The organism is Desulfobacter postgatei 2ac9 (genome assembly GCF_000233695.2).
GTDB classification, from domain to species: Bacteria; Desulfobacterota; Desulfobacteria; order Desulfobacterales; family Desulfobacteraceae; genus Desulfobacter; species Desulfobacter postgatei.
In genome coordinates, this window is sequence record NZ_CM001488.1 from 2,686,394 (window position 1) to 2,710,044 (window position 23,651).

Annotated in this window: 22 protein-coding genes and 1 riboswitch; of the genes, 14 read left to right on the top strand and 8 right to left on the bottom strand. The window is 48.3% G+C overall.

Annotation, left to right across the window (positions count from 1 at the left end; all coding sequences use genetic code 11):
- Positions 1-9: 9 nt before the first annotated feature.
- The gene (locus DESPODRAFT_RS12325; protein WP_004073884.1) at positions 10-2,004 is read right to left on the bottom strand and encodes an ABC transporter ATP-binding protein/permease; all 1,995 of its coding nucleotides are present in this window, start codon (positions 2,002-2,004) and stop codon (positions 10-12) included.
- Between the two features lie 267 nt (positions 2,005-2,271).
- Between DESPODRAFT_RS12325 and DESPODRAFT_RS12330 the strand changes: the two genes are divergently transcribed.
- From DESPODRAFT_RS12330 to cysS, 4 genes are all read left to right on the top strand, one after another.
- On the top strand, positions 2,272-2,856 hold the full coding sequence (locus DESPODRAFT_RS12330; protein ID WP_004073885.1) for a NifB/NifX family molybdenum-iron cluster-binding protein: 585 nt from the start codon (positions 2,272-2,274) through the stop codon (positions 2,854-2,856).
- Between the two features lie 164 nt (positions 2,857-3,020).
- On the top strand, positions 3,021-3,401 hold the full coding sequence (locus tag DESPODRAFT_RS12335) for a CGGC domain-containing protein (RefSeq protein WP_004073886.1): 381 nt from the start codon (positions 3,021-3,023) through the stop codon (positions 3,399-3,401).
- Positions 3,402-3,627: 226 nt separating this feature from the next.
- Positions 3,628-4,113, top strand: coding sequence for a 2-C-methyl-D-erythritol 2,4-cyclodiphosphate synthase (ispF, locus tag DESPODRAFT_RS12340; RefSeq protein WP_004073887.1), 486 nt, complete (start codon positions 3,628-3,630; stop codon positions 4,111-4,113).
- A gap of 18 nt (positions 4,114-4,131) precedes the next feature.
- Positions 4,132-5,574 carry a cysteine--tRNA ligase gene (gene cysS / locus DESPODRAFT_RS12345; RefSeq protein WP_004073889.1) on the top strand — a complete coding sequence of 481 codons (1,443 nt, stop codon included), beginning with the start codon at positions 4,132-4,134 and terminating at the stop codon, positions 5,572-5,574.
- A gap of 140 nt (positions 5,575-5,714) precedes the next feature.
- On the opposite strand, the gene DESPODRAFT_RS12350 is transcribed toward cysS, so the two are convergent.
- Together DESPODRAFT_RS12350 and DESPODRAFT_RS12355 are read right to left on the bottom strand one after the other, a co-directional pair.
- Positions 5,715-7,391, bottom strand: a complete 1,677-nt coding sequence (locus tag DESPODRAFT_RS12350; protein WP_004073891.1) for a glutamine--tRNA ligase/YqeY domain fusion protein — start codon at positions 7,389-7,391, stop codon at positions 5,715-5,717.
- 54 nt (positions 7,392-7,445) lie between these two features.
- A complete protein-coding gene (locus tag DESPODRAFT_RS12355; RefSeq protein WP_004073894.1) occupies positions 7,446-7,838 on the bottom strand; it encodes a CoA-binding protein in 393 nt (130 codons plus the stop codon).
- Between the two features lie 74 nt (positions 7,839-7,912).
- Between DESPODRAFT_RS12355 and uvrB the strand changes: the two genes are divergently transcribed.
- From uvrB to DESPODRAFT_RS20635, 4 genes are all read left to right on the top strand, one after another.
- Positions 7,913-9,913, top strand: a complete 2,001-nt coding sequence (uvrB, locus tag DESPODRAFT_RS12360) for an excinuclease ABC subunit UvrB (RefSeq protein WP_004073896.1) — start codon at positions 7,913-7,915, stop codon at positions 9,911-9,913.
- An 88-nt stretch (positions 9,914-10,001) separates the two neighbouring features.
- Entirely contained in the window at positions 10,002-10,250 is a 249-nt protein-coding gene (locus DESPODRAFT_RS12365; protein ID WP_004073899.1) for a DUF4160 domain-containing protein, read from the top strand.
- Between the two features lie 8 nt (positions 10,251-10,258).
- Positions 10,259-10,519, top strand: a complete 261-nt coding sequence (locus DESPODRAFT_RS12370) for a DUF2442 domain-containing protein (RefSeq protein WP_004073901.1) — start codon at positions 10,259-10,261, stop codon at positions 10,517-10,519.
- Between the two features lie 207 nt (positions 10,520-10,726).
- Positions 10,727-10,930 (top strand): type II toxin-antitoxin system PemK/MazF family toxin, encoded by a 204-nt coding sequence (locus tag DESPODRAFT_RS20635; protein ID WP_216594002.1) that lies wholly within the window; start codon positions 10,727-10,729, stop codon positions 10,928-10,930.
- A 261-nt stretch (positions 10,931-11,191) separates the two neighbouring features.
- Here DESPODRAFT_RS20635 and DESPODRAFT_RS12380 read toward each other — a convergent pair whose 3' ends face one another.
- The 5 genes from DESPODRAFT_RS12380 to DESPODRAFT_RS12395 form a co-directional block, all read right to left on the bottom strand.
- On the bottom strand, positions 11,192-12,022 hold the full coding sequence (locus DESPODRAFT_RS12380) for a PKD domain-containing protein (RefSeq protein WP_004073903.1): 831 nt from the start codon (positions 12,020-12,022) through the stop codon (positions 11,192-11,194).
- Positions 12,023-12,213: 191 nt separating this feature from the next.
- Positions 12,214-13,497, bottom strand: a complete 1,284-nt coding sequence (ltrA, locus tag DESPODRAFT_RS12385) for a group II intron reverse transcriptase/maturase (protein WP_216594003.1) — start codon at positions 13,495-13,497, stop codon at positions 12,214-12,216.
- Positions 13,498-14,084: 587 nt separating this feature from the next.
- A complete protein-coding gene (locus tag DESPODRAFT_RS21490) occupies positions 14,085-14,210 on the bottom strand; it encodes a hypothetical protein (RefSeq protein ID WP_280985088.1) in 126 nt (41 codons plus the stop codon).
- A gap of 20 nt (positions 14,211-14,230) precedes the next feature.
- Complete coding sequence (locus DESPODRAFT_RS12390; protein WP_004073907.1) at positions 14,231-16,180, bottom strand: PKD domain-containing protein; 1,950 nt, start codon at positions 16,178-16,180, stop codon at positions 14,231-14,233.
- A 445-nt stretch (positions 16,181-16,625) separates the two neighbouring features.
- Positions 16,626-17,366, bottom strand: a complete 741-nt coding sequence (locus tag DESPODRAFT_RS12395; RefSeq protein WP_004073909.1) for a PEP-CTERM sorting domain-containing protein — start codon at positions 17,364-17,366, stop codon at positions 16,626-16,628.
- Between the two features lie 113 nt (positions 17,367-17,479).
- Positions 17,480-17,559, bottom strand: a riboswitch (cyclic di-GMP riboswitch).
- Between the two features lie 737 nt (positions 17,560-18,296).
- On the opposite strand from DESPODRAFT_RS12395, the gene DESPODRAFT_RS21130 reads away from it, so the two are divergent.
- From DESPODRAFT_RS21130 to DESPODRAFT_RS12430, 6 genes are all read left to right on the top strand, one after another.
- Positions 18,297-18,518, top strand: a complete 222-nt coding sequence (locus DESPODRAFT_RS21130) for a rubredoxin (RefSeq protein WP_004073911.1) — start codon at positions 18,297-18,299, stop codon at positions 18,516-18,518.
- 80 nt (positions 18,519-18,598) lie between these two features.
- Positions 18,599-18,889, top strand: coding sequence for a nucleotidyltransferase family protein (locus tag DESPODRAFT_RS12410; protein ID WP_004073913.1), 291 nt, complete (start codon positions 18,599-18,601; stop codon positions 18,887-18,889).
- Positions 18,882-19,256, top strand: a complete 375-nt coding sequence (locus DESPODRAFT_RS12415; RefSeq protein WP_004073915.1) for a HepT-like ribonuclease domain-containing protein — start codon at positions 18,882-18,884, stop codon at positions 19,254-19,256. The genes DESPODRAFT_RS12410 and DESPODRAFT_RS12415 overlap by 8 nt, the downstream gene beginning before the upstream one ends.
- 44 nt (positions 19,257-19,300) lie before the next feature.
- Positions 19,301-21,121 carry an excinuclease ABC subunit UvrC gene (gene uvrC / locus DESPODRAFT_RS12420; protein WP_004073916.1) on the top strand — a complete coding sequence of 607 codons (1,821 nt, stop codon included), beginning with the start codon at positions 19,301-19,303 and terminating at the stop codon, positions 21,119-21,121.
- 155 nt (positions 21,122-21,276) lie between these two features.
- On the top strand, positions 21,277-22,782 hold the full coding sequence (locus tag DESPODRAFT_RS12425; RefSeq protein ID WP_004073922.1) for a 30S ribosomal protein S1: 1,506 nt from the start codon (positions 21,277-21,279) through the stop codon (positions 22,780-22,782).
- 22 nt (positions 22,783-22,804) lie between these two features.
- The gene (locus DESPODRAFT_RS12430; protein WP_004073924.1) at positions 22,805-23,650 is read left to right on the top strand and encodes an HAD family hydrolase; all 846 of its coding nucleotides are present in this window, start codon (positions 22,805-22,807) and stop codon (positions 23,648-23,650) included.
- Position 23,651: the final 1 nt, after the last annotated feature.

Here is a 23,651-nt window from a genome sequence, read left to right on the forward strand (position 1 = left end):
CCATCATTCTTATTGGTCTGTGGTATTCCGGATTTCCCATGCGCCGTCACCCTGTATGAATAAAATTTTGTCGTGATAGGCTTTCAACGTGGGGCGGTGGCCCACGCTGATGTAGGTGATGTTAAGCCGTGACAAGGTATTGTACAAAGCCTTTTCATTGTCCACATCCAGGGCGGAGGTGGCTTCATCCAGTATGGCAAACTCAGGTTTTGAGATCAAAAGTCTTGCAAAGGCCAGCCGCTGCTGTTCGCCCTGGGAAAGCATCTCCTCCCAGTTGTTTTCCGCATCTATAAAAGAGTCGTCCCCGGCGGCACGCTGCATTTTTTGGTACAGGTCCGTGAGGTTGACCCTCTCCATGACCGCTTTGATCTGATTGTCGTTCAGATGGCCCCCGCTGGGGTACTGGAGTTGTTCCCGCAGGCTGCCCAGCACCATATACGGTTTCTGGGGCAGGAACATGACCCTGTCCGCCGGCGGGTGTTCAATGATGCCGGAGCCCGAGGCCCAGAGCCCTGCGATGCCTCGCAGCAGAGAACTTTTACCGACACCGGAATGGCCCATGATCAGGATGCTTTGTCCCGTGTGAAGATCAAGGCTCAGGTTCCGGATCAGGGTTCTTTTGTAATCAGGGGTTTGCAGGGTGAGGTCTTGCAGGTTAATGCTCTCTTTGGCAACACGCTGAATCCGGGTCCGGTTCCCGCCGTTTTCTGCCGTTTTTGATCCGGATGCCGTAAAAAGCCGTTCCTTGAAGGTGGAGACACGATTGATGCCGGCGGCAAAGGCGCTGATGCTGTCAAAATACTGGACAATAATGGAAAAGGCACCCAATACCTGGCCAAAGGCGAATGAGGCCTGGGAGATTTCGCCGAACTCCACCTTGCCTGCAAAATACATGGGTGCCACAATCATGGCAGGCAGGATAATGACCAGGTAATTGTAGCCGGTGGTGAAAAACTCAAGGTTTCGTTGCCAGCCGATGAGAAAATTAAAATTTTTCAACACCGATTTGAACCGCTTGAGGATCTGCGCCTTTTCCCCTTTTTCGCCCTTGTAGAAGGCAATGGATTCGGCATTGTCTCTAATGTGAATCAAACCGTACCTGAAATCGGCTTCCTTGCGCAGCTGGTTGTAGTTGAGCCCCACCAGGCGCTTGCCGATAAATATGGTGATCAGGGTGCCGCAGATCGCATAGGCGAAAAGGATGCCGGACAACAGTCTGGAAATGGACCACAAAATACCGGTAAAGGCCACAAGGTCAATAACGGCGCCCAGAATAATAAGAAGAAAACTTAAACTGGTGACCGTGAACTCTTTTAAATCTTCGGCCAGCCGCTGGTCCGGGTTGTCAATTTCCTTGCTGGTGGTCAGGGCATAATAGGCCCGGTTTTTAAGGTAATTGTCAATGAAACTGGTGGTGATCCACTCCCGCCAGAACAGCCCCAGTTTTTTTCTGATGTATGAGTAAATAACCACAATGGGGGTGCCTATCACAAACACCGAGGCATACACATAGAGAAACCGCCAGAATGTAGGCTGGTCCTTTTGGGCAAGGGCGGTCTGAAAAAAACGGCCCACATAGCTTAAAACCACATTAAGCCCTGACACCGTGAATGAGAGCAAAAGAAGAATCCCAAGGATGCCCCAGGGCAAAAAGAACCCTTTGAGTTTTTTTGAATAAAGGGAAAAGACCAGGGCCGGAATCAGGAATCCGGCGGCCAGAATCCAGATCAGCCGGGAGTGGGTGATGCCCTCAATCCAGTCCATCAGGCCCGGAGCGGTTTGGGTGACAAACTCCGGCGCAAAGGCGTGGGTGGCGGTTGTGGTGATCGCAATGAACAAAAAAAGCACAGACGCTACAAAGGCCATCAAAAGGCACAGCATCACAATAAAACGCGTTTTGCTTTTAAGGCTTTGAGGCAGCCAGAATTCCTGGGCAATGTCCAGGTATTCCTTCCATAGGTTGAGATCCAGTCTCGAAAAACCGGAGATGTCACTGGGCGTCATTCATTTATCCTGTCTAAGGTGTTGCTGTGTGGCGCTTTAGTCATTGGGCTATTATAGATGGCAAATGATAAAAACGGAAGATAAGGATAAATTAATTCGGCCATTACCCCATTGCAATTATGCGACCCATGGTTTTTGTTTTACTGCTCCTGGAAGGTGTGTTAAAATATAACATTCTGATAATAAAGAATATAAAAAATGGTACGGGTTTTGCTAATATTTATTTGGTGTAGCAATCTTTCAACCCTTTACGCTTAAGGAGTATTTATGAAAGTCGCAATCAGTGCATACGGCCGGGACCTGGATGCTGAGATCAATCCCAGGTTTGGCAGGTGTGAGTTTCTTTTGATCGTTGATACGGATACCATGGCTTGTGAAAGCTTTGCCAATGAAAGCATGAATCTGACCGGGGGTGCAGGTATCCAGACGGCCTCCTTTGTTATCTCCAAAGGTGTCCAGGCGGTTTTAACGGGCAGTTGTGGTCCCAATGCCATGGAGGTTTTTAATTCCGCCGGAGTCGCTGTGTATCCGGGGCAGTCAGGTACCGCGTCCCAGGCCGTAATTCGGCTGAAAAATAATGAATTGACAAGTGTGACCCAGGCCACAGCGGAAGAGAAGGCAGGTGTGAACCCGGCAGCTCCCTCCCAAAGACCCACGGCAGATCCAAATTCCGGAACTCCCGGCATGGGATCAGGCCGAGGTATGGGAGGAGGTCGCGGCATGGGTGGCGGTGGTGGTCGAGGTATGGGCGGCGGTGGTGGTAGAGGTATGGGTGGTGGTGGCGGTAGAGGTATGGGCGGCGGTGGCGGTCGAGGTATGGGCGGCGGTGGCGGCGGCATGGGCCGGCGTTAGGTCAATTTTTTATTTAGTGCTTGAACCAAAACCCTGTGTTTGGATGAAAAGTTGCCCAGATGCAAGGCGCAGAAAAATTTGCAACGCCTCAGATGGCCGGCTTTGTGAGCATGCGCTCCTCTAACGAGCCGTTCAAACACCATTAAGTATAACAGGAGGTGTGTATGACAAAAGTGGGACTCATCCGGTGCGAAAAAAATGAAACCAGATGTCCTTTGACCAATTGTTTTAAAACAATGCTTGAAACCACCGAGGGATTTGCCGGTTATGATGCCTGTACCCCGGTTGGTGTCTTTACCTGCCGGTGCCCCGGGAACAATGTGGCGGATATGGCAAAAATACTTAAGTCAAAAGGGGCACAGGTTATCCATTTGTGCACCTGTACATTTGCGTCCAAAACCGAAGAGGGATGGGATAAGACCAAAGGCGGGTTCTGTCCGGACATTGAAAAAATCGCGGCCGATATATCCCGGGCCTCGGGCCTGCCCTGCATCTTGGGGACGGCCCACCTGCCCAAGGATTATTCTCCGATCACCTTTGAGTAAAAAAAGAAACGTATCTATTCATTGAGTATTTTACCAGGAAGAACACGAAGTTCAGGAAGATATTAGCGTACTGAACTTCGTGTTCTTCCTGTTCTTCGTGGTTTTAATCTGAAACCATCTTAATTTCATGACATTGATCATGAAGATGCGAAATTGAATTTTTGACTTTTGGTTTTAAGATGCATATATTAAAGGGCTAATTTGTGCAAAGGAGATTTAATTGCAGATGAATATAAGGGTGGGCACAGGAACCGATGTCCATGAACTGGTGGCCGGGCCCAGGCTGGTTATCGGCGGGGTCGAGATCGACCATCCCATGGGGTTGAAAGGACATTCAGACGCGGATGTGCTGCTCCATGCCGTTTGTGATGCCCTTTTAGGGGCAGCGGGCCTGGGTGACATCGGGGAACACTTTCCGGATACGGATCCCGCATATAAAGGGATGGACTCCACCCGGTTTCTGCATATATGCAAAGGGAAAATTCAGGATAAAGGATTTATGGTCGCCAATCTGGACTGCACCATCTTTGCCCAGGCCCCGAAGATGAGTCCCCATAAAAAGGCCATGGCATCCTGTATTGCCACGGTCCTGGAATTGTCACCGGACTGTGTAAACATCAAGGCCACCACCACCGAGCATTTGGGATTTATCGGCAGAAAACAGGGCATTGCAGCCCAGGCCACTGTGCTGCTGTATAAAAATAAAAGTTAAGAGACGGGATAAAAAGCAATGAGTTTACGGATTTATAATACCCTGAGCGGGAAAAAAGAAGAATTTGTTCCAATTAGAGCCAATAAGGTCGGCATGTATGTGTGCGGTCCCACGGTATATGATACCAGCCATATCGGTCATGCCCGGTCCGTGGTGGTGTTTGACATGGTGTACCGCTGGCTGATGCAGCTCGGGTATGAGGTGACCTATGTGCGCAATTTCACGGATGTGGATGATAAGATTATCAAAAAATCCAATGAGACGGGCGACTCCTGCACGGCTATCACCACAAAATATATTGACGAATTTCACAATGAAATGGACGCGCTCAATGTGCTCCGGCCCACCATCGCGCCTAAAGCGACCGAGCACATTGATCATATTATCCGGTTTGTCCAGCGTCTGATTGATCTGGGCAAGGCCTATCATGTGGAAGGCGGTGATGTCTATTTTTCCATTTCATCTTTCAGTGAATATGGAAAACTGTCCCACCGCAACCCCGATGATATGCAGGCGGGTGCCCGGATCGCCGTGGACGAAAAAAAGAGAAGTCCGCTGGACTTCACTTTGTGGAAACCGGCCAAACCCGGTGAGCCATACTGGGACAGCCCCTGGGGAAAAGGGCGCCCCGGCTGGCACATTGAATGTTCGGCCATGAGTTACGAATACCTTGGCGAAAGCTTTGATATCCATGGCGGGGGCAAGGATTTAATTTTTCCCCACCATGAAAACGAGATTGCCCAGAGCGAGGCGTCTTTTGGTGTGCCCTTTGTCAAATACTGGATACACAACGGATTTGTGGACATTAACAATGAGAAGATGTCCAAGTCCCTGGGTAACTTCACCATGATCAAGGAGGTGCTGGCCGACTACAGCCCGGAAGTGATCCGCATGTTCCTTTTATCCAAGCATTACCGTTCTCCCATCGATTACAGCGAAAACAGCATGCGTGAGGTGTCCGTGGCGCTTGATCGTATTTATGGGTTCCTGGAACGTCTGGACAAGGCAGGCATTACCCCCCCGGATGCTGCCGGAGGGGAACACGGTCCTTTGTGGGCGGATATTGTTGAGGCGTTGAACGATGATTTCAATTCCGCAAAAGCCATGGCCGAAATATTTGACGCGGTTAAGAAAGGCAATAAACTGCTGGATGATGCCAATGACGCACCCGGGGAAAGTGACAGAAAAGTCCTGGCCGGTATTTATGCAGATATCAGGTCTGCTTCGGAAATCCTGGGCATATTTATGATCTGCGCTGCTGATTATTTTGCAGCCAAGAAAGACAGGGCCATGGCCGATCAGGATGTGGATTCTGCCATGATTGACGCCCTGATCGTCGAGCGGGCCAATGCCCGAAAGTCTAAGAACTTCGCCCGGGCCGACGAGATTCGGGACCAACTCCAGGCAATGAAGATTGTGTTGGAGGATGGGCCCCAGGGTACAACCTGGCGCATTGAATAACAGCCCCGGAGTATGCTATGTACGGGTTGAGCCTGAACATCGACACCCAGGCTCAACTCACAACAATCAAAAAGCACAAAAATGCAGATCTAAAATGAGCGCAGCAGGCGCTTCGCCTTCTTGTCTCTTGTTTCTAATCTCTAGTTTCTTGTCACTACCTTTGCCCAGGTATCCCTGAGGGTAACGGTGCGATTGAAAACCGGTCTTTCAGGGGTACTCTCCTTTGAGTCCAGGCAGAAGTAGCCTAACCGTTCAAACTGGTAAGCCGCTTCGGGCTGAGCCTTTTCAAGGCTTCTTTCCAATTTGGCGTGTTCCAGAATCTCAAGGGAATCCGGATTGAGGTTTTCCACAAAATCCTGACCATCTTTTTCCGGGTTCTCATCCTTGAAAAGTCTGTCATAAATTCTGACCTGTGCATCTATGCAGTCCTCGGCATTTACCCAGTGAATGGTCCCCTTGACCTTTCTGCCGTCCGGGGCATTCCCGCCGCGGGTTTCAGGGTCATAGGTGCAGATCAGTTCAACCACTTCCCCGGTTTCATTTTTAATGGCTTCTTTACATGTGATCAGGTAGGCGGCCCGCAGGCGCACTTCCCGCCCCGGTCCCAGGCGGAAGAATTTTTTGGGGGGATCTTCCATGAAGTCATCCTTCTCAACATAGAGATGCTTGGAGAAACTGACATCCCGTTTGCCGGCTTCCGGTTTCTGGGGGTGATTCATGGCCTCCATGGTTTCGGTCTCTCCTTCGGGGTAGTTTTCCAGGGTAACTTTCAGGGGCCGGATAACCCCCATGACCCGGGGGGCATTTTCGTTGAGATCGTCCCGGAGGCACGATTCAAGCAGGCCCATGTCAATGCGGCTCTCTTTTTTGGACACCCCGATCACATCGCAGAAATTCCGGATGGCCGCCGGGGTATATCCCCGGCGGCGCATACCCTCCAGGGTGGGGAGTCTGGGATCGTCCCATCCGGCCACCAGGCCTTCGCTGACCAGACGCTGCAGTTTTCTTTTGCTTAACACCGTATAGTTGATATTCATCCGGGCAAATTCAATCTGCTGGGGATGGCAGGGTATGGTTATATTGTCCAGAATCCAGTCGTACAACGGCCGATGATCCTCAAATTCCAGGCTGCACAGGGAGTGTGTGATCCCTTCCAGGGCATCGGAGATGCAGTGGGTGAAGTCGTACATGGGGTAAATGCACCATTTGTCCCCGGTGCGGGCGTGGGGTGCTTTTTTGACCCTGTAGATCACCGGGTCCCGCATGTTCATGTTCGGTGAGGCCATGTCGATCTTGACCCGCAGGGTGTGCTCGCCTTCATCGAACTCCCCTTCCTTCATCCGCCGGAACAGATCCAGGTTTTCTTCAACACTCCTGTCCCTGTATGGGGAATTTTTTCCCGATTCGGTGAGGGTGCCGCGGTACTCTTTCATTTCATCAGCGGACAGACTGCACACATAGGCTTTACCCGCTTTAATCAGTTCCACGGCAAAGTCATGAAGGGCATCAAAATAGTCTGATGCATAGAACGGTGTATTATAGTCAAACCCCAGCCATTTGACCGTTGACTTGATGGCGTCGATGTAAATCTGTTTTTCTTTGGCCGGGTTGGAGTCATCAAACCGCAGGTTGCACTTTCCGTTAAATTGCTGGGCCATTTTAAAGTTCAGGCAGATGGATTTGGCATGGCCGATGTGCAGAAAGCCGTTGGGTTCCGGTGGAAAGCGTGTGGCTACGCGGCCGTTGTTTTTATTGCCGGCAAGATCTTCTTTGATAATGTTTTCAATAAAATGCCCTTTGGCGGTTTGTGTTTCCATTTATTCTTCTTTCCAGTGGGTTGTTAAAAGATGAATCTAAATATCATATTCACATTAAGGATTAAAGGGTTTCGTATATTGGCCGGTTTTCAGAAGAACCAGGGTACAGGCCTCCTGGACCTTGATTCCGGCGGATTTGAGTTTTTCATAGGCTTGGGGGTTTTCCGTGCCGGGGTTGAAAATCACCCGTTGGGGTTTAAGGTCGAGAATTTGCTCAATCACCTTGTCCTGCCGGGCCGGGCCCAGATACATGGTTACCGTCTCAATGGGCTGGGGAATATCGGTAAGCGCATGGTAGACGGTTTTGCCTTCAATGGTCTCGTGTTTGGGCGCTACGGGTATGGGGCTGTGTCCGTACTCTTCCAGCATATTCTGGGCCTTGTTGGAATATCTGTCTTTCAAGGGGCTTGCGCCGACCACCGCAACGGTCTCTTTTTTTTCTTCCATGGGTTTTGTATCTCCTGTGTGTTATATTTATCCATAAGTATCTGTTTATAACAAAGGAAAGTACAGGAAAAAATATGGGACTGTTTAATCTGGTGTCTCCCTATGGCCCGGCCGGGGACCAGCCAAAGGCCATTGACTATCTGGTCCGGGGGGTAAAGGCGGGTGAAAAATACCAGGTGCTTTTGGGGGTCACAGGATCGGGCAAGACCTTTACCATGGCCAACATCATCAGCCGGGTGGAAAAGCCGAGCCTGGTCATTGCCCCCAACAAGACCCTGGCGGCTCAGCTTTACAATGAGTTCAAGATGCTGTTCCCGGATAATTGCGTAGAGTATTTTGTCTCATATTATGATTATTACCAGCCCGAAGCCTATATTCCGTCTTCGGATACCTATATCCAGAAGGATTCTTCCATTAATGAACTGATTGACAAAATGCGGCACTCGGCCACCCGGAGCGTTCTGGCCCGCAAGGATGTGATCGTGGTGGCATCGGTCTCCTGTATTTACGGTCTGGGAGCGCCTGAAGAGTACCTGGATCTGCGGGTGACCCTGGACAGGGATATGGAGATTTCACGGGAGGATGTGATCCGGAAATTTGTCGATATCCAGTACACCCGTAATGACATGGATTTCCACCGGGGCACCTTCAGGGTTCGGGGGGATCGCCTGGAGATTTTTCCGGCCTACGAGGAGGACAAGGCTCTCCGCATTGATTTTTTCGGGGACACCATTGAAGAGATCAGTGAGATTGATGCCCTGAAAGGGTCGGTGACCAAACGGTTTGAGCAGATCACCATCTATCCGGCCTCCCATTACGTCACCAATAAAAAGACCCGGAATCAGGCCGTGAAAAGTATTGTGGCCGAACTTAAGGAGCGGCTGGCCGTTTTGAATGACCAGAACCTGCTGGTGGAGGCCCAGCGCCTGGAGGAGCGCACCCGGTACGATCTTGAGATGCTCGAGGAGATCGGGTATTGCAACGGCATTGAAAACTATTCCCGGCACCTCACGGGCCGGGCTCCGGGACAGCCGCCCCCCACGCTTCTGGACTATATTGATCAGGATTTTTTACTCTTTTTTGATGAAAGCCATATTTCGGTCAGCCAGCTTGGGGCCATGTACAAGGCGGATCGCTCCAGGAAGGAAACGCTTGTTAAATATGGGTTCCGTCTGCCCTCTGCCGTGGACAACCGGCCGTTGAAATTCGAGGAGTTCAAGGACCGGGTGCCCCGGACCATCTTTGTGTCTGCAACTCCCGGGGACTATGAACTGGAAACGGCAGGTGTCCGGGTGGCCGAGCAGATTGTCAGGCCCACTGGCCTTCTTGACCCCCAGGTGGAGATCCGGGATGCCAAAACACAGGTTGACGACCTCTACCAGGAGATCCTCAAACGGGTGGAGGCCCGGGAACGGGTTCTGGTGACCACGCTGACCAAACGCATGTCAGAGGACCTTACCGACTATTATACGGATCTGGGAATCAAGGTAAAATACCTGCATTCGGACATTGGCACGGTGGAGCGTATTGATATTATTCAGGATTTGCGAAGGGGCCTGTTCGATGTGCTCATCGGCATCAATCTGCTGCGAGAAGGTCTGGATATCCCGGAAGTGTCGCTTGTGGCCATTCTCGATGCGGACAAGGAGGGATTTTTACGCTCCTTTCGTTCCTTTATCCAGATTTTCGGCCGGGCCGCCCGCAATGCCTATGGCCGGGCTATCATGTATGCGGAAAAAGAGACCGGCTCCATGAAAAAGGCCCTGGCTGAAACCCGCCGCCGTCGAAAGATCCAGAAGGTGTATAACCAGGCCCACGGCATTACACCTGCCACCATCAATAAAAAGATCAATGCCTTTGATTACACCATGGCCGACATGAATGCCAATAGGGTCGAAGCGGCCGTAAATGAGGAACTCAAAGCCTATGAGGCGGATGAACTGAATCTGGACGATGTGATCCGGGACCTTGAGGCAAAAATGAATGAAGCGGCTGAAAAACTGGAATTTGAGCAGGCCGCACAATACAGGGATAAGATCCGGGAATTGAAAAAGATCAAAACAGCCCAGCCATGATCAGTGACAAAATTTTAGAATATATTGAGAAAAAAATCTCTTTGCAATATAATTATTAAAACTGTTAACCTAAAACCAGGAAGTTGAGATGCCTGAAATTACGAGATTTTATGGGATCATTATCAAACTCTTTTTTGGAGACCATCCACCGCCACACTTTCATGCTGTATATGGAGAATATATCGCTCTTTTTGATATAAACACTTTAAACGTTATTGAAGGAGATCTTCCGCCAAGGGCCAGAAAGTTAGTTGTGGAATGGGCTGAAAACTATCAGACTGAATTAAAGACAATCTGGGAAACTCAGAAATTTAAAAAATTACCGCCTTTGGAGTGATTTTAAAAATGATTGTGCCAAAAATAAAAACTGCGGTCGTTGCAGATCAAAATACGCTTGTTATTACTTTTGATAACGGTGAAGTCAAACAATACAACATCAGCAGGCTGTTAACCAATGAAGTGTTCTCACCACTTAAAAATCAGGCATTTTTTAAAAATGTTAAGGTCGAACCAGGCGGTTATGCTGTATATTGGAATGATATGATTGATATAAGTGAATACGAATTATGGAAAAACGGAATTTCTGATAATTCTTTAAACGCCTAATTTGTTAACAGCCTCTTGTTTCTCACCTCATGTTTCAACAGTATAGTCCCAGATTTTAATTAAATCTGATTTTGCTGAAGGCGTGACTCAATATTCATGCATTTCTGACCTCAGCAATAATTTCGCCTACAGATTGCTCAACAAAGGGGATGGAAGGTCAAACCTTGATTATTTTTGCAATCAACTAATATAATCACAGGGATTATAATGCATCACAACACCATATCATTCAGCGAACAAGAACGGTTTATTCTAATTACTACTGATCAGAGTACCAGCAAAAAGCGTCCGGCAGTTATTATCAGCTCAACCCCATACAATCAAAGAGGCCCGGATGTTGTCATTATGGCCGTCACCAGCCAAATCCACCGCTCTGGTTATTTTGGTGATATCCCTATTCAAGAATGGTAGGCCGGTCTTTTAAAAGCATCGGTCATCAAGCCGATTCTGAGTACGGTTGAAAAAGGCCTGATCATAAAAAGATTAGGCGGCCTCGCGGACAATTATCAGGAAGCCCTGCACAAAGGGGTGCAAACCATATCAGTGGCAAAATGATTTCAGTGACTATGGTGATCAAATTTAAGGTTTAACTTAAAGCATAAGAGCCTTCGCATGGAAGGCTCTCAGCTAATTGCTTTCTATGTTTGCTGTGTTCATCGGGACATGGGGCTATTAATTATTAATAGAGTTCAATTCCAGAACATTATCATCAGGCGAATATACATAACCTGAGGCGGTTACACCATCTACGGAAAATACAAACTCACCGGATGTCTTTGTCTTTGGTGAAGTGAACATAACCGTACCGTCGCCGGCCGTGATTCCGGATTGGGAAGCTGTGACAACACCGCTCCAGACACCTTTAATAGCGGCGTTTTCAATGGGATTTCCATATTGATCAACGACTTTCACCGTTGCAAGCCCAAGGGAATTTCTCCCCAAATAGCTAACCTGCATCTCTATACTGGAAACGTGTATAAAAGCGTCATTTCCACTTTCTGCTTCAATGGTTACGGTAACCTTGTCTTCGGAAACGGCTCCCCAGTCGTCTTCCACCCTCAGAATCACCTCATAGGTACCGGCGGTGGAAAATTCATGAATTAAATATGTACCGTATGAGAGGATCTCTTCTCCCATCCGCCATTCATAGGAAAGGGTATCACCGGCATCGGGATCATAGGAGTTTTTACCTTCAAAGTAAATAGAATCGCCTTCCATACCGCTGACTGGACCGCCGTCGATAACGGCCACCGGACTCTGATTAGAGCTTTCCTGGGTTTTGATACTGATGGATGAGACGGTATTTAAAGAAGGGTCATAATCATATCCCGATGCAGAAATCGTATCCACAGTAAATGTGATGGTGCCGGATTGAATCGTTGCAGCGGACACCCATTCGATCATGCCGTTTTCAGATGTCGTGCCGGACACATTTCCTGAAACCAGTCCGGACCAGTGCCCTTCAACCAGTGCTCCGGGAATGGGATTGAGGTTATTGTCCAAAATTTCAACACTGACCCGGGCCTGCTGGCCTGTTTCTTTCCGGGTAGAAGCATCGGTTACCCGATGCCTCCCCCACAGATCCGTACGTGCGGAACTCCCGCATACGGTTCCTCAGCTTCAGCTCTTTTTACCAAGCTGAAGATCAAACGGGTTTCCCCGTTTGGCGCATAACTGTGCTATCCTATCGACATTCAGAAACTATGGATTATTCTTGGCTTGGGTAGTGGATATTTTGCAGCCAGCTCTTGAAATTTCACTTTTCCTTTGTGACATCTTCTGCTCAGCCAGAACCTCCAGGCCTTTGTAACATAGTAATGTGCTTTTGAGAGCGCTTTATAGTTACAAATCACTCCAAAGTATTGATAATACCCTCTGAGTTTACTGCACAGAGAATCATGCTGTTCCTGTATAGGTTTATGCCTGTTTACTTTGCACCACTCCCATACTCTTTTATTGAATCGGCTGAGCCTTTTCTGAACTGTCTTTTTCTTAATCACCCAGTAGTTCTGTCGTGATTTGCCCCAGTAAAAGGTAAACCCAAGAAAATCAAAGGTCCCAGGCTTGTTTCCCTTACAGCTTTTAGCTGTTGGTCGGCCGAAACGTATCAGTTTAGTCTTATCCGGATGTAATTCAAGGCCAAAACGGTTAAACCGCTTTCTCATTGCCGTCATGGTTTTAACTGCATCTGTTTCCAGCTCGAAACCGGCTATAAAATCATCAGCAAACCTGATAATAAAACTTCGACCTTTCATTCTTGGCTGGACTTCCTTAACAAACCAGTCGTCCAGCACGTTGTGAAGAAAGATGTTGCTCAGTACGGGAGATATGACCCCGCCTTGTGGCGTGCCGGATTCTGAATGGTAGTATTTTTCTTCTTCCATTACACCTGCTTTCAACCACTTTCCCAATAGCCGGATGATTCCACCATCATTGACCCGTTGCTTTATGAATTCCCTTAGATGGCCGTGGTCAATGTTATCAAATAATCCTGTAATATCTGCACTCACAATCCAGTTGCTGTTACACTCTATGCAACTTTCCCGCAGCTGCTTTATTGCCATGTGCTGGCTGTGTCCGGCTCGAAAGCCATGAGAAAAGTCATAGAAATTTGGCTCGTATATAGCGCTCAGTATCATCTCTACAGCTTTTTGGACAATCTTATCCTCAAATGCCGGTATACCGATTGGACGCATTTTGCCGTTGTCTTTCTCTATCCATATTCTTTTCACTGGTGTTGCAACGTACTGACCTCTGCTCAGTCGCTGATGTAGATTATAGAGGTTTTTATCAAGCTCAACCGCATATTCTGAGGCTGATACTTCATCAACACCGATGGACTTGCCTTTCTTAATCCTTCGGTGGGCTTCATGCAGTAATGGCAGGTTTATTCTGTGTGCCACTGCTGTGAATACCATTTCTGGATTCTCTCTTGCCATACCGGCAATCTTTTGCAAAGATGCTTCCCCAACAAGCACCGGAGGTTTATCCTCGTCTGCTAAACGGTTCTGGTTGTTGTGAGTGGTCTGTTCCACACTTTTACGGTTCTGTTCTGATGTGGTTTGTGACCTCTGTGTGTCTTCCATAGTTCTTCACCTTAAAACGTTATGCCCGGTTTCACCTTCCCTGCAGTGGGTCGCTTGGACATCACTTCCCCACCTTACCAAACAACGGATTTCCGTTGATTAACGGTACTATGTTCCACTAAGACTGCCTAAAGTCCATCTCAGGTTTGTTTGCTATTCGCTCTCCTCGCCTGATACCTTGTGTGTTCCCCTTATTTGTAGCTCCGGAATACATTCCAAATATGCATTCCAGACTTGCTCAGAAGAGGAAAACGATCGTCCTGAACACCGGGAGTTTTTTCTTTTTGGTACGGATCTCCTGGAACCGTCAATAATACAAGGAAACTTTGGGCTCTCTCAAGTTCCCGAGCCACCCCTTTGAATACATGCCCTGGTCTCAGACTACGGTGGTGTCCTCTATTCTGGCCTGAACGTATAGAGAACTGCTGCCTTCCGTTTTATCGAGAACGTCGGCTTTCATCACCACGCTTGGTGGGAATTTATCCAATGACCACAATAATACTTTTTTCGGAGCTCAATACAGGGCCTGCATCCTCACTCATGCCCGGCTTAGGATTCCCGTCTCCGGGTTTACCCTCGGGCATTGCTACTGAACTGCTGGCCATGCTTTATTCAGATGGGACTCTCACCCATTGGGTAACAATAGCAAATTTCCTGGCTTTACTTCCTCCTTTCCCAATGCTTCGGGCTTGCTTGACGCAACGACAACAAGTATTGCCTGAATATCCGACACATGAACCTGTTTAGAAGGATCCGCATCAATCTCAATAGTAACGGAATCGGTATCGGTTGCACCGTTATTATCGGTTACCGTGAGGGTTGCGATATATGTTCCCGGCTGATCATAGGTGTGCACAGGCTGGATTCCGTATTGGGATGCGCCGTCTCCAAAATCCCAGGAAAAGGAGGCAATTGTTCCGTCATTGTCATAGGAAGATGACCCATCAAAATTGATCTCAAGCGGTGCGTACCCTGAAAATACAGAGGCATCTGCCCGGGCTGAAGGCGGAAGATTTTCACCGGAAGGATCATAATCAATGCCCGCATAAACCTGGTTACCGTCAACGGTTTGGGGAACTTCCAGGCTCTCAATCACTGTATTGCCGTTTGCAACATCAATCAGGGTAAAGGTCCCAAGGGTTGCCTCGCTGCCTGCGGTATCATCCTGTACCCCCAGATACCAGGTCGCCAGCCCCCCGCCGGAAGGCGTCAGATCGGTAAAATCAAAGACAAAGGTGCCGTCAACGGCATTGGTTGTGCCGTCAAATCCGTATTCGCCGCCCTGGTTATAGATCATTTCCGGGATCCACATACTGGAAGGCGTTGACTGGTTGAGGTCTGAGGTACCCAGGGTCATCCGGAGATGATCCCGTTTGGGGTGATTTAACTTGAACTTTCCGATAACCTTTGGCTGGTAGCCTGTTTTGGCGGTTACCCAGTGGGCCCTGGAAGGATACCATCCGTAGATCCGGCCCGTTGAGGGCCCTCCGACCACAGCAGATGGATTTTTCAATGCATCATAGGACATCCAGGCAAAGCCGGCTTCACCCCAGGTGGTCCCCCAGGAGTTGGCAATCCTGAAAGCGCCTTTTTCCCCGGAATCCACGACACCGTTTCCGTTGATATCCACCCAGATATTGTCATTATATCCCACAACCGTCATGGCATGGTATCCGGAGGTACCGTTAACCCAGGAGACACATTTTTTACCGGCAAAGGCATCGTCTTCACTGGTAGAGGGGTCATTTCCAATGGTCTGGTACTGCCATGAGTAAATATAGGTCGGAATATTGAGGATATAGCCGTTGACCAGCATCTGCTTTACCTGGTCAATACCTGTATCCTGATGGGTGTTCAACACATACCCGTACTGGTCAAACCGCCGGTATAAGGCGTTTTCCCAGGTATCTGGATTCAGGTTCCAGGCTCTGTAATTCGAATCATAAGGAAATTCCGCCCAGGTGGCAGAACCGTGTTTCTGGCCGATTTCATAGGCCCAGTAATACCAGGTCCCGTTATTCCCGCCGCCGTTGACCATATTATAGGTCCATTTGGGGCTCAGACGCATGGCATCCCCGCCGTTTTTGGCATCCAGGTTGTTTGCCATGGCATGCATGTGCGTCATGGCATAATAGGTACCGCTGAAAACACCGCAGGAATTCAATGAACCCTGATTCCCGATGGGGGGAAAATATTGTAACTGGCTGTTGTCCACATACCCTGGGTAGTCTGCAGACGGCAGCTCAGAAGAGGAATCAACAGGTGCGGATGCCCCGGTGACCACTTCCAGATCGTTTCCGACGGCAGCCATATCCGGTTTGTCTTTCTTTATTTTTCCTTTTCCCTTTTTGGCTCGCCACTGGTTGACACGCTCCAGCCCGATTTTGTTCAGTTTAACTTTCTTGACCTTGAGCATATTCTGGTTCTGCCACTGGAGTTCTTCTTCTGTCAGTTCGGGCAGCCCGGTTTTGTACATTTCTTGTTCTTTTGCTGATAAAAATCCGGCACTGCTCAACAGGAACAGTACAATTATCATCAGGCCGATCGCCTTTATTGTCATGGGTTTTGCTTTCATTCACGCCTCCTTTTAAATAGTGAGAATTGTCATTAGACATGACAGGACTAATAGACAAAATGTATGCCACGGTTTGGGCATTGCATGTATGAAAGTTTGAACGCCTTTGTTCATAAGCGTTTCACCGCAGGATTTTTATTAAACGAGACATTCTGTATATTGAAATTTCAAAGGGGATGTCACAGGTTTTTGTTCAAATGGTCAAATATCACCATAAAAACTGCGATATATCACCACAAAAACAAGATACCCTTCCGAGGAAAAGAAAAGACGGAGACAAAAACGATAAGGGTCATAAAAAGTGGGAAAATTGGTAAAGTGAACCCTGGGCAGATCGTTTACAACCTCCGGACTACTACTCATATTCTCGTTGATACCTGAATAGACAAGGCCGAAGCGGGTTACCGATTCGGCTTTGTTAGTTTACTATGTTCTTCGTGAATACTTATTTTTTAATTTTTCGGCGGCCGATACCTGCCAGACTAATCAGGCCGAACCCCAAAAGTATCATGGTTCCGGGTTCGGGGGTGGGGGTGTTCGGAGGAGTATAAGGGGGTGTGGGATCGCCGTAAGCGGCAGTAAAGTGTGAGATTGTAGGTATATTGCTTTCACCAGTGTTCGAATTGGGGGGGGTCAAAAGGTGTGTTGTGGTCCAGAAACCAGATTGCACAGTTGGATCTAAAAAGTACAGAGCAAATTCGTTAGCAGTTTTTACACTGTAAAACTCGACATAAGGTTTGTCTGTCGAGTCTAATGTGGACCATGTACCAGTCATTTGGGTTGCGTCCCACGTTACTGTCAAATCACCAGTTGTGCCAGAGCCGGATCCGCTGGCGTCATCTGGTAGTTCGACTTTGTCGCTGGTAATATTATAATTGTTGTCACCAAGGTAATAACGAATAAGATCCTCAATCATTGGCTCGCTGTCGTTGTTCTCGCTAGTAATAGTGCCGATATAATATCCTGTCCATATGGGTGGGTTTGTTGTCTCATGATCTTCATAACCATATACAGGAACACCAACATAAGTACCGTAACTCCCTGTGTCTCGGTCAACGACAGTGTAATTCTTCTTGCTTGGGCCTATTATCGTATTAGTTCCGTCTTCGACCATAAGTGGTGATGCATAGGCGTTTAGTCCCAATAACACTAAGAAAACAATCAAAAATAAATTAAACTTTTTCATAAGCTTCCTCCCTAAGTAAATTCTAACGATAGTAATTTTTTTAACTCAACTTCCGTCAAACAGTCCCCCCCATTCCTGAAACCAAAAACCGCATTACCCGCAACTTTTAACTTTCAGGCAACCCGGCTGTCCCCTTTAATTAGAATCCGTGTCTTTCCGTCCCTGACTTTCGTCAGGTTTGGCTTTGACTGTTGAATGCTTAGAAGCAAAAATCGATCCAATAATTTAATGAAAAAGAAGAATTGCGAAATTAAGTTATAAATTCAAATATATAAGAAAAACTTGCCTTGTTTTCCTGAACGGTAAGACCCAAAAGTATTACTATTATTGTGGTATTTATTTCACAATAATGTGGTATTTATTTCACAGTCTAAGAAAAACTTTTATAGCATAATTTTCACCCTATTGTTGAGAATGTTGAACTCGGCGTGTGCCGGCTGAGGATCGGATCAATACCATAGTCAGGATTGTCTTCCGCATCTGGAGACGGGTTCTACAAGGTATTCAGAAAAAAAGGCCAGGCCGGAAATCTTCAATACTGTTTTAAAAAAGCTGAAAACAGAACACCCCTTTCCCGGGAAAAAGAGAAGAGACTATCCGGGATAAGGGGTGTATCTAAAAAAAGAAGAGAATTAAGGCGTATCAACAGAATCCCATGACATGACATTATTATTCGGAGAATAGATATAAGTGATAGGACATAAATTTTTCCCTGTTTATTCATCAAAGAACTGTATTGGTAGTGGATTCCTTTGAAAATGCTAACAGGGAAAAACTTTAGTCCCGGTACTTATGTGGTCATTGGGCCATATTCGTGGTACCCTAATTAGGGTAAAGACTCATAGGGTTCCATGATTCCACCGTACTTTTCGGGGAGATGGGCAAAACCCCTTGTTTATAGACCAGCAAAAATAGAATAAGGAGAAAACTATGGAAAAATATGTATGCGGTCCCAATGGCTACGTGTATGATGATGCGCCTGGATGTGACGGGAGCCCAGGCGCATGCCGACCCTGTGACTACGTGTATGACCCGGCAAAAGGCGATCCCGACAAAGGCATTGCCCCCGGCACTGCCTTTGAAGACCTTCCCCAAGACTGGACCTGTCCTGTCTGCGGAGAATGCAAAGATGAATTTCGAAAAGACAAATAAGTTGTGCTATTCTTAAGAAGTGGTAGAATTAGGACCAGTATCACAAATACATAACACAGCAAAGCATCTGAGGTTTATTCATGGGCAAGCAAGACATATTAGAAATATTACGTCGTTATAAAAAAGAAGTGGCCAATGAATATAAAATTTTAAAAATTGGAATTTTTGGATCAATTTCCCGGGGGGAAGCAAATGATGAAAGTGATGTCGATATTGTAATTCGTGTCTCAGAACCGGATTTTTTCATGCTTGCTGGAATAAAAAACGACTTGGAAGATAGGCTTAAGAAACCTGTTGATATTGTTACGTACACAGACTCAATGAATGCTTTTTTAAAAAAACGAATAGATAATGAGGCTGTGTATGCGTGACAACGAGCTAATTTTAGAAATTCTTCATCAGATTCAGGAATCGGCCCAGAAGGTTATTCAGCGATTTCAGATAATAAGCAAACCAAATGATTTCACCGATACGTCGAATGGCGTTGAGAAAATGGATGCCATTTGCATGATGCTTATTGTTATTGGTGAATCTTTGAAAAAACTCGATAAATTGACCGATAATGATTTGCTCTCTAAATATCCTGATATCGACTGGAAAAAAGCAAAAGGGATGAGAGATATTATCACTCATCACTATGCTGATATAAACGCTGATACTGTATTTTTTACGTGCAAAAGGAAAATACCCGATCTTCTTGTGACAATTCAAAAAATCATCAATGATTTAAAAGTTTGATACTTTTCGTTCATTTTCAGTTTTTATAAAAATCGGTTGGACTATTGATTTCCGAGAAAATAAAGGAAAAATACGATCAGGCGCCCCATGCCCCCGGGGTTTATCTCATGCGGGACAAAAAGGGCAACATTCTTTATGTGGGCAAGGCCAAGGATTTAAAAAAGAGGCTGGCCTCATATTTTATGAGAAAGGACCAGCCCGAGCACAAGACCGCAGCACTTTTGGCCCTGGTAGATGATTTTTACCTGGTGGTCACCCAGTCCGACCAGGAGGCCTTTATCCTGGAATCCAACCTGATCAAAGAACATTCCCCCAAATATAATGTCCTTCTAAAAGACGGTAAAAACTATCCGCTGCTGCGCATTGACATGAATGAACCTTATCCCTCCATCCAGCGGGTGCGTCGTATTGAACAGGACAAGGCCCTCTATTTCGGGCCCTATTCCTCCTCCAAGAGCGTGAACCAGACGTTAAAACAGATCCAGCGGATTTTCAAGCTTCGAAAATGCCGGGAGGCCCAGTTTAAAAACAGGTCCCGGCCCTGCCTGAATTATCAGATCAAGGCATGCCTGGGGCTTTGTTGCAATGCGGTGGACCCTGGGGAGTACCAGGCCCGGGTTAAGGCTGCGGTATTGTTTCTCAGGGGGCGGACCCGGGAGGTGATTAAGAAGCTGCGCCTTGAGATGTCGGAATTTGCAGCTGCCCAGGCCTTTGAAAAGGCAGCCCAGGTCCGGGACACCATCTTTGCCGTGGAGCGGATCATGGAGCGCCAGGTGGTGGTGAGTGCGGACGGGCAGGACCGGGATGTGCTCGGGCTTGCCTGGGACCGGGACCTGGCTGTGGTGACGGTCATGCAGGTAAGGTCCGGGCATCTCATAAACACGGCCTACTACCCTTTGAATCTGGGGTTCAAGGAACCGGATGAGGTTTTGGCCGCCTTTGTGATCCAGTATTATGAGAAAGCCGCCCAGATTCCGGGCTCCGTCCTGTTCAGCCATCCCTCCGACGATATGGTCCGGGCCGAAGCCCGGCTCAATGAGGTGGCCGATCACCGGGTACATTTCCATTATCCGGTCCGCGGGGAAAAGAAACGGCTGGCTGATATGGCACGGCTTAACGCAAAGGGCGAACTTGAAAAAATTTTGGACAGGGAGGCCGAGGCCCGGGCAGGGCTTACCATGCTCCAGCACCTTCTGGGCATGGACCGGCTGCCCGAACGCATGGAGTGCTTTGACAACTCCAATCTCCAGGGAAAAGATCCTGTCGCGGCTATGGTGGTGTTCACCGGCGGCAGGCCGGATAGAAATGCCTACCGTAAATTTATTATAAAGGGTATTGACCAGCAGGATGACTATGCCTACATGACCCATGTACTCTCCCGCCGATTCCGGCACGACCGGGAAGATATTCCCCTGCCGGACCTGCTGGTGGTGGACGGCGGTAAAGGACAGTTGTCCATGGCCGTGAGCGTGGTCAGGGAACTGGGGCTGGAGGGGAAGTTTACCCTGGCAGGGCTGGCCAAAAAGGATGCGGATAAGGGCGAGAAAGCAGACAAGGTTTACCTGCCGGGACGGTCCAATCCCTTGAATACGGCCCAGTCTGCCAAGGCCCTTTTTCTGTTGGCGCAGATTCGGGATGAGGCCCACAGGTCTGCCGTTACCTTCCAGCGCTCCCGCAGGGAAAAGCGGGGAAAACTCTCCGCCCTTGACGGTATCCCCGGCATTGGACCGAAAAAAAAGAAGCTGCTGCTTACCACCTTTAAGGGCATTGATAATATCCGAAACCAGTCGCCGGAAGAACTTGCCGCACTTCCCGGCATTACGCTGGACATGGCAAAAAATCTGCTCCAGGTGCTGTCTGAATAAGCTCCAATATGGTGGACATTTACACTCAACTGTTCTATTAGATATTGTTTTGTTTCGACAAAATTTAATGATTGTATTATGATCCAATTTTTTGGCGAAAACCCAATTAACAACGGACCCGTCAGATTCAGAAAACTGAGGGCCGGGAGAACAAAATGAACGACAGGTTTGAGGACGACAACACCCAGAATACTGACCAGGGTACCGACCAGAACATCGACCAGAGCATCGACCAGAACATGGATGAGATGAGCTTTGAGCAGATGCTTGATGCCTATGATTCAAAAATCGGCCGGGAATTCAAGCCCGGGGATATGGTGGAAGGACAGATTATTTCCATCGGAGAAAATTCAGTTTACCTGGACACGGGGACAAAGTCCGACGGTGTGATGGATAAGTCCGAGCTGCTGGATGAAAATGGTGAATTTCAGTATTCAGTGGGTGATATCCTTAAACTGTATGTGGTTTCCTTGAGCGAAAGCGAAGTGATTTTGTCCAAGGCGGTTTCCGGGGCCGGGATGGCTGCCATGATTGAGGATGCCTATCGCGGGCATACCCCTGTTGAAGGCCGGGTGACCGGGGTTGTCAAAGGCGGTTTTTCCGTGGATCTCCTGGGCAAGAGGGCATTTTGTCCGGTGAGTCAGATTGATGTCAAATATGTGGAATCCCTTGAGGATTATGAGGGCCAGACCTACCATTTTTTGATTACCCGGTATGAGGAAAAGGGCAGGAATATTGTTGTCTCCCGCAGGGATCTGCTCAACGAACAGATCAGGGAAGAACGTACGGCATTCATGAAAGAATTGGCCGAAGGAGATACGGTTCAGGGCAAGGTGACCAAGCTGATGTCCTACGGCGCATTTGTTGAACTTGCGCCCGGCGTGGAGGGTATGGTCCATATTTCAGAATTGAGTTGGTCCAGGGTGGAAAAGCCTGAAGAAGTGGTTCGGGTGGATGATATTCTGCCTGTCAAGGTATTAAAGATTGAAAAACCCCTTTCCGACTCTCCCAAAATTTCCCTGTCCGTTAAACAGACCTCGGGTAACCCCTGGGATAACATCGGCACCACCTTCAATATCGGAGACCAGGTCAGCGGTAAAGTGGTGCGTCTGACCTCTTTCGGGGCTTTTGTCGAGATCGCCCCGGGTATTGACGGTCTGGTCCATATATCTGAAATGAGCCATGTGAAACGGGTCCTGCGTCCCGAGGACGAAGTGGGTGTCGGGCAGACCGTTCAGGTCATGATCAAGGCCATTGACATGGACAGTAAACGGATTTCACTGAGTATGAAAGATGCGGCAGGCGATCCCTGGACCGGTGTTCTGGCCAAATATCCCGTGGGCAGTGTCGTGGAGGGTATCCTGGAGAAAAAGGAAGGCTTTGGACTGTTTATCCGCCTGGAACCCGGCATTACAGGCCTTATGCCCACGTCAAACTTGCGGCAGTCCGCAGAGGCAGCAAAATTTGAGTCCCTGAAACCCGGAGATGCTGTCCCGGTACTGGTTCAGGACGTGGATGAGGATAACCGGCGGATGACCCTGGCTCCTCCGGACCAGAAATCTTCAGACAATTGGAAGCAGTTTGCGAAAAGTGCCAAAGGCGCCTCTTCCTTTGGGTCTATGGAAAGCATTTTACGCGCGGCGTTGGAGAAAACGAAATAGGGGACACACCCTGGTGCCTTAAATGCCAGCAATGTTTATCACCGACTTTGACGGCACCCTGCTGACGGATGACATGCGTATCCGTAGCCGGGATCTGGAGACCCTGGCCGGGTTGAGGTCTGCCGGTGTAATCACGGTCATTGCCACGGGGCGCAGCCTCTATTCCTTCAGGCGCGCCCTTAAGCATATGGATTTTCACCCGGAAGATCTGCCCCTTGATTATCTGATTTTTTCCACGGGTGCCGGCATCATGGCTTGGCCCGGGGATAGATTGATCCGTTCATCTTCCATCCCTGAAGAGGGGGTCTTGGAAATTTCAGCCTGTTTTGATCGTTTTGGCTTCGATTATATGATCCATAAAGCCATTCCCGACACCTCATCTTTTCTGTTTAAATTTACATCCGGCGACAATCCTGATTTTGAGCGGCGAATGGCAATGTATTCGAATTTTGCTACGCCCCTTGAAGCGGAAACCACGATTTATGAGCAGTCCACTCAGGTTTTGGCCATTGTGCCCGGCAGATTTCCCTGGGCGCATCTGGATGCGCTTCGCCGGGAACTGGCCGGATTCAGCGTGATTCCGGCGACTTCTCCTTTGGACCATAAATCTTCGTGGATAGAGGTCTTTCCTTTTGGGGTAAGCAAGCGTGCGTCATCCCAATGGCTGGCCCGGCACCTTGGTGTCGACCGGGGAATGGTGACTGCCGTGGGGAATGATTATAATGATGAAGACCTTCTGGACTGGGCCAGTCAGGGTTTTTTGCTGAATAACAGTCCGGATGCCATGAAAAATAAGTTTATATCTTTAGGCTCCAATAATGAATGTGGGGTGAGTGAGGCGGCAAAGATGGCAGGACTTTTAAGATAGT

Bases quoted from the DNA above. Each gene is read 5' to 3' on its own strand.
- DESPODRAFT_RS12370 (WP_004073901.1), top strand. From the start codon at position 10,259: ATGATTGTGCCAAAAATAAAAACTGCGGTCGTTGCAGATCAAAATACG.
- DESPODRAFT_RS12335 (WP_004073886.1), top strand. From the start codon at position 3,021: ATGACAAAAGTGGGACTCATCCGGTGCGAAAAAAATGAAACCAGATGT.
- ispF (WP_004073887.1), top strand. From the start codon at position 3,628: ATGAATATAAGGGTGGGCACAGGAACCGATGTCCATGAACTGGTGGCC.
- DESPODRAFT_RS20635 (WP_216594002.1), top strand. From the start codon at position 10,727: ATGCATCACAACACCATATCATTCAGCGAACAAGAACGGTTTATTCTA.
- DESPODRAFT_RS12415 (WP_004073915.1), top strand. From the start codon at position 18,882: ATGCGTGACAACGAGCTAATTTTAGAAATTCTTCATCAGATTCAGGAA.
- DESPODRAFT_RS21130 (WP_004073911.1), top strand. From the start codon at position 18,297: ATGGAAAAATATGTATGCGGTCCCAATGGCTACGTGTATGATGATGCG.
- DESPODRAFT_RS12325 (WP_004073884.1), bottom strand. From the start codon at position 2,004: ATGACGCCCAGTGACATCTCCGGTTTTTCGAGACTGGATCTCAACCTA.
- uvrB (WP_004073896.1), top strand. From the start codon at position 7,913: ATGGGACTGTTTAATCTGGTGTCTCCCTATGGCCCGGCCGGGGACCAG.
- DESPODRAFT_RS12365 (WP_004073899.1), top strand. From the start codon at position 10,002: ATGCCTGAAATTACGAGATTTTATGGGATCATTATCAAACTCTTTTTT.
- DESPODRAFT_RS12395 (WP_004073909.1), bottom strand. From the start codon at position 17,366: ATGAAAAAGTTTAATTTATTTTTGATTGTTTTCTTAGTGTTATTGGGA.
- DESPODRAFT_RS12330 (WP_004073885.1), top strand. From the start codon at position 2,272: ATGAAAGTCGCAATCAGTGCATACGGCCGGGACCTGGATGCTGAGATC.
- DESPODRAFT_RS21490 (WP_280985088.1), bottom strand. From the start codon at position 14,210: ATGGCCAGCAGTTCAGTAGCAATGCCCGAGGGTAAACCCGGAGACGGG.
- DESPODRAFT_RS12410 (WP_004073913.1), top strand. From the start codon at position 18,599: ATGGGCAAGCAAGACATATTAGAAATATTACGTCGTTATAAAAAAGAA.
- DESPODRAFT_RS12355 (WP_004073894.1), bottom strand. From the start codon at position 7,838: ATGGAAGAAAAAAAAGAGACCGTTGCGGTGGTCGGCGCAAGCCCCTTG.
- DESPODRAFT_RS12425 (WP_004073922.1), top strand. From the start codon at position 21,277: ATGAACGACAGGTTTGAGGACGACAACACCCAGAATACTGACCAGGGT.
- DESPODRAFT_RS12390 (WP_004073907.1), bottom strand. From the start codon at position 16,180: ATGAAAGCAAAACCCATGACAATAAAGGCGATCGGCCTGATGATAATT.
- DESPODRAFT_RS12430 (WP_004073924.1), top strand. From the start codon at position 22,805: ATGCCAGCAATGTTTATCACCGACTTTGACGGCACCCTGCTGACGGAT.
- DESPODRAFT_RS12350 (WP_004073891.1), bottom strand. From the start codon at position 7,391: ATGGAAACACAAACCGCCAAAGGGCATTTTATTGAAAACATTATCAAA.
- cysS (WP_004073889.1), top strand. From the start codon at position 4,132: ATGAGTTTACGGATTTATAATACCCTGAGCGGGAAAAAAGAAGAATTT.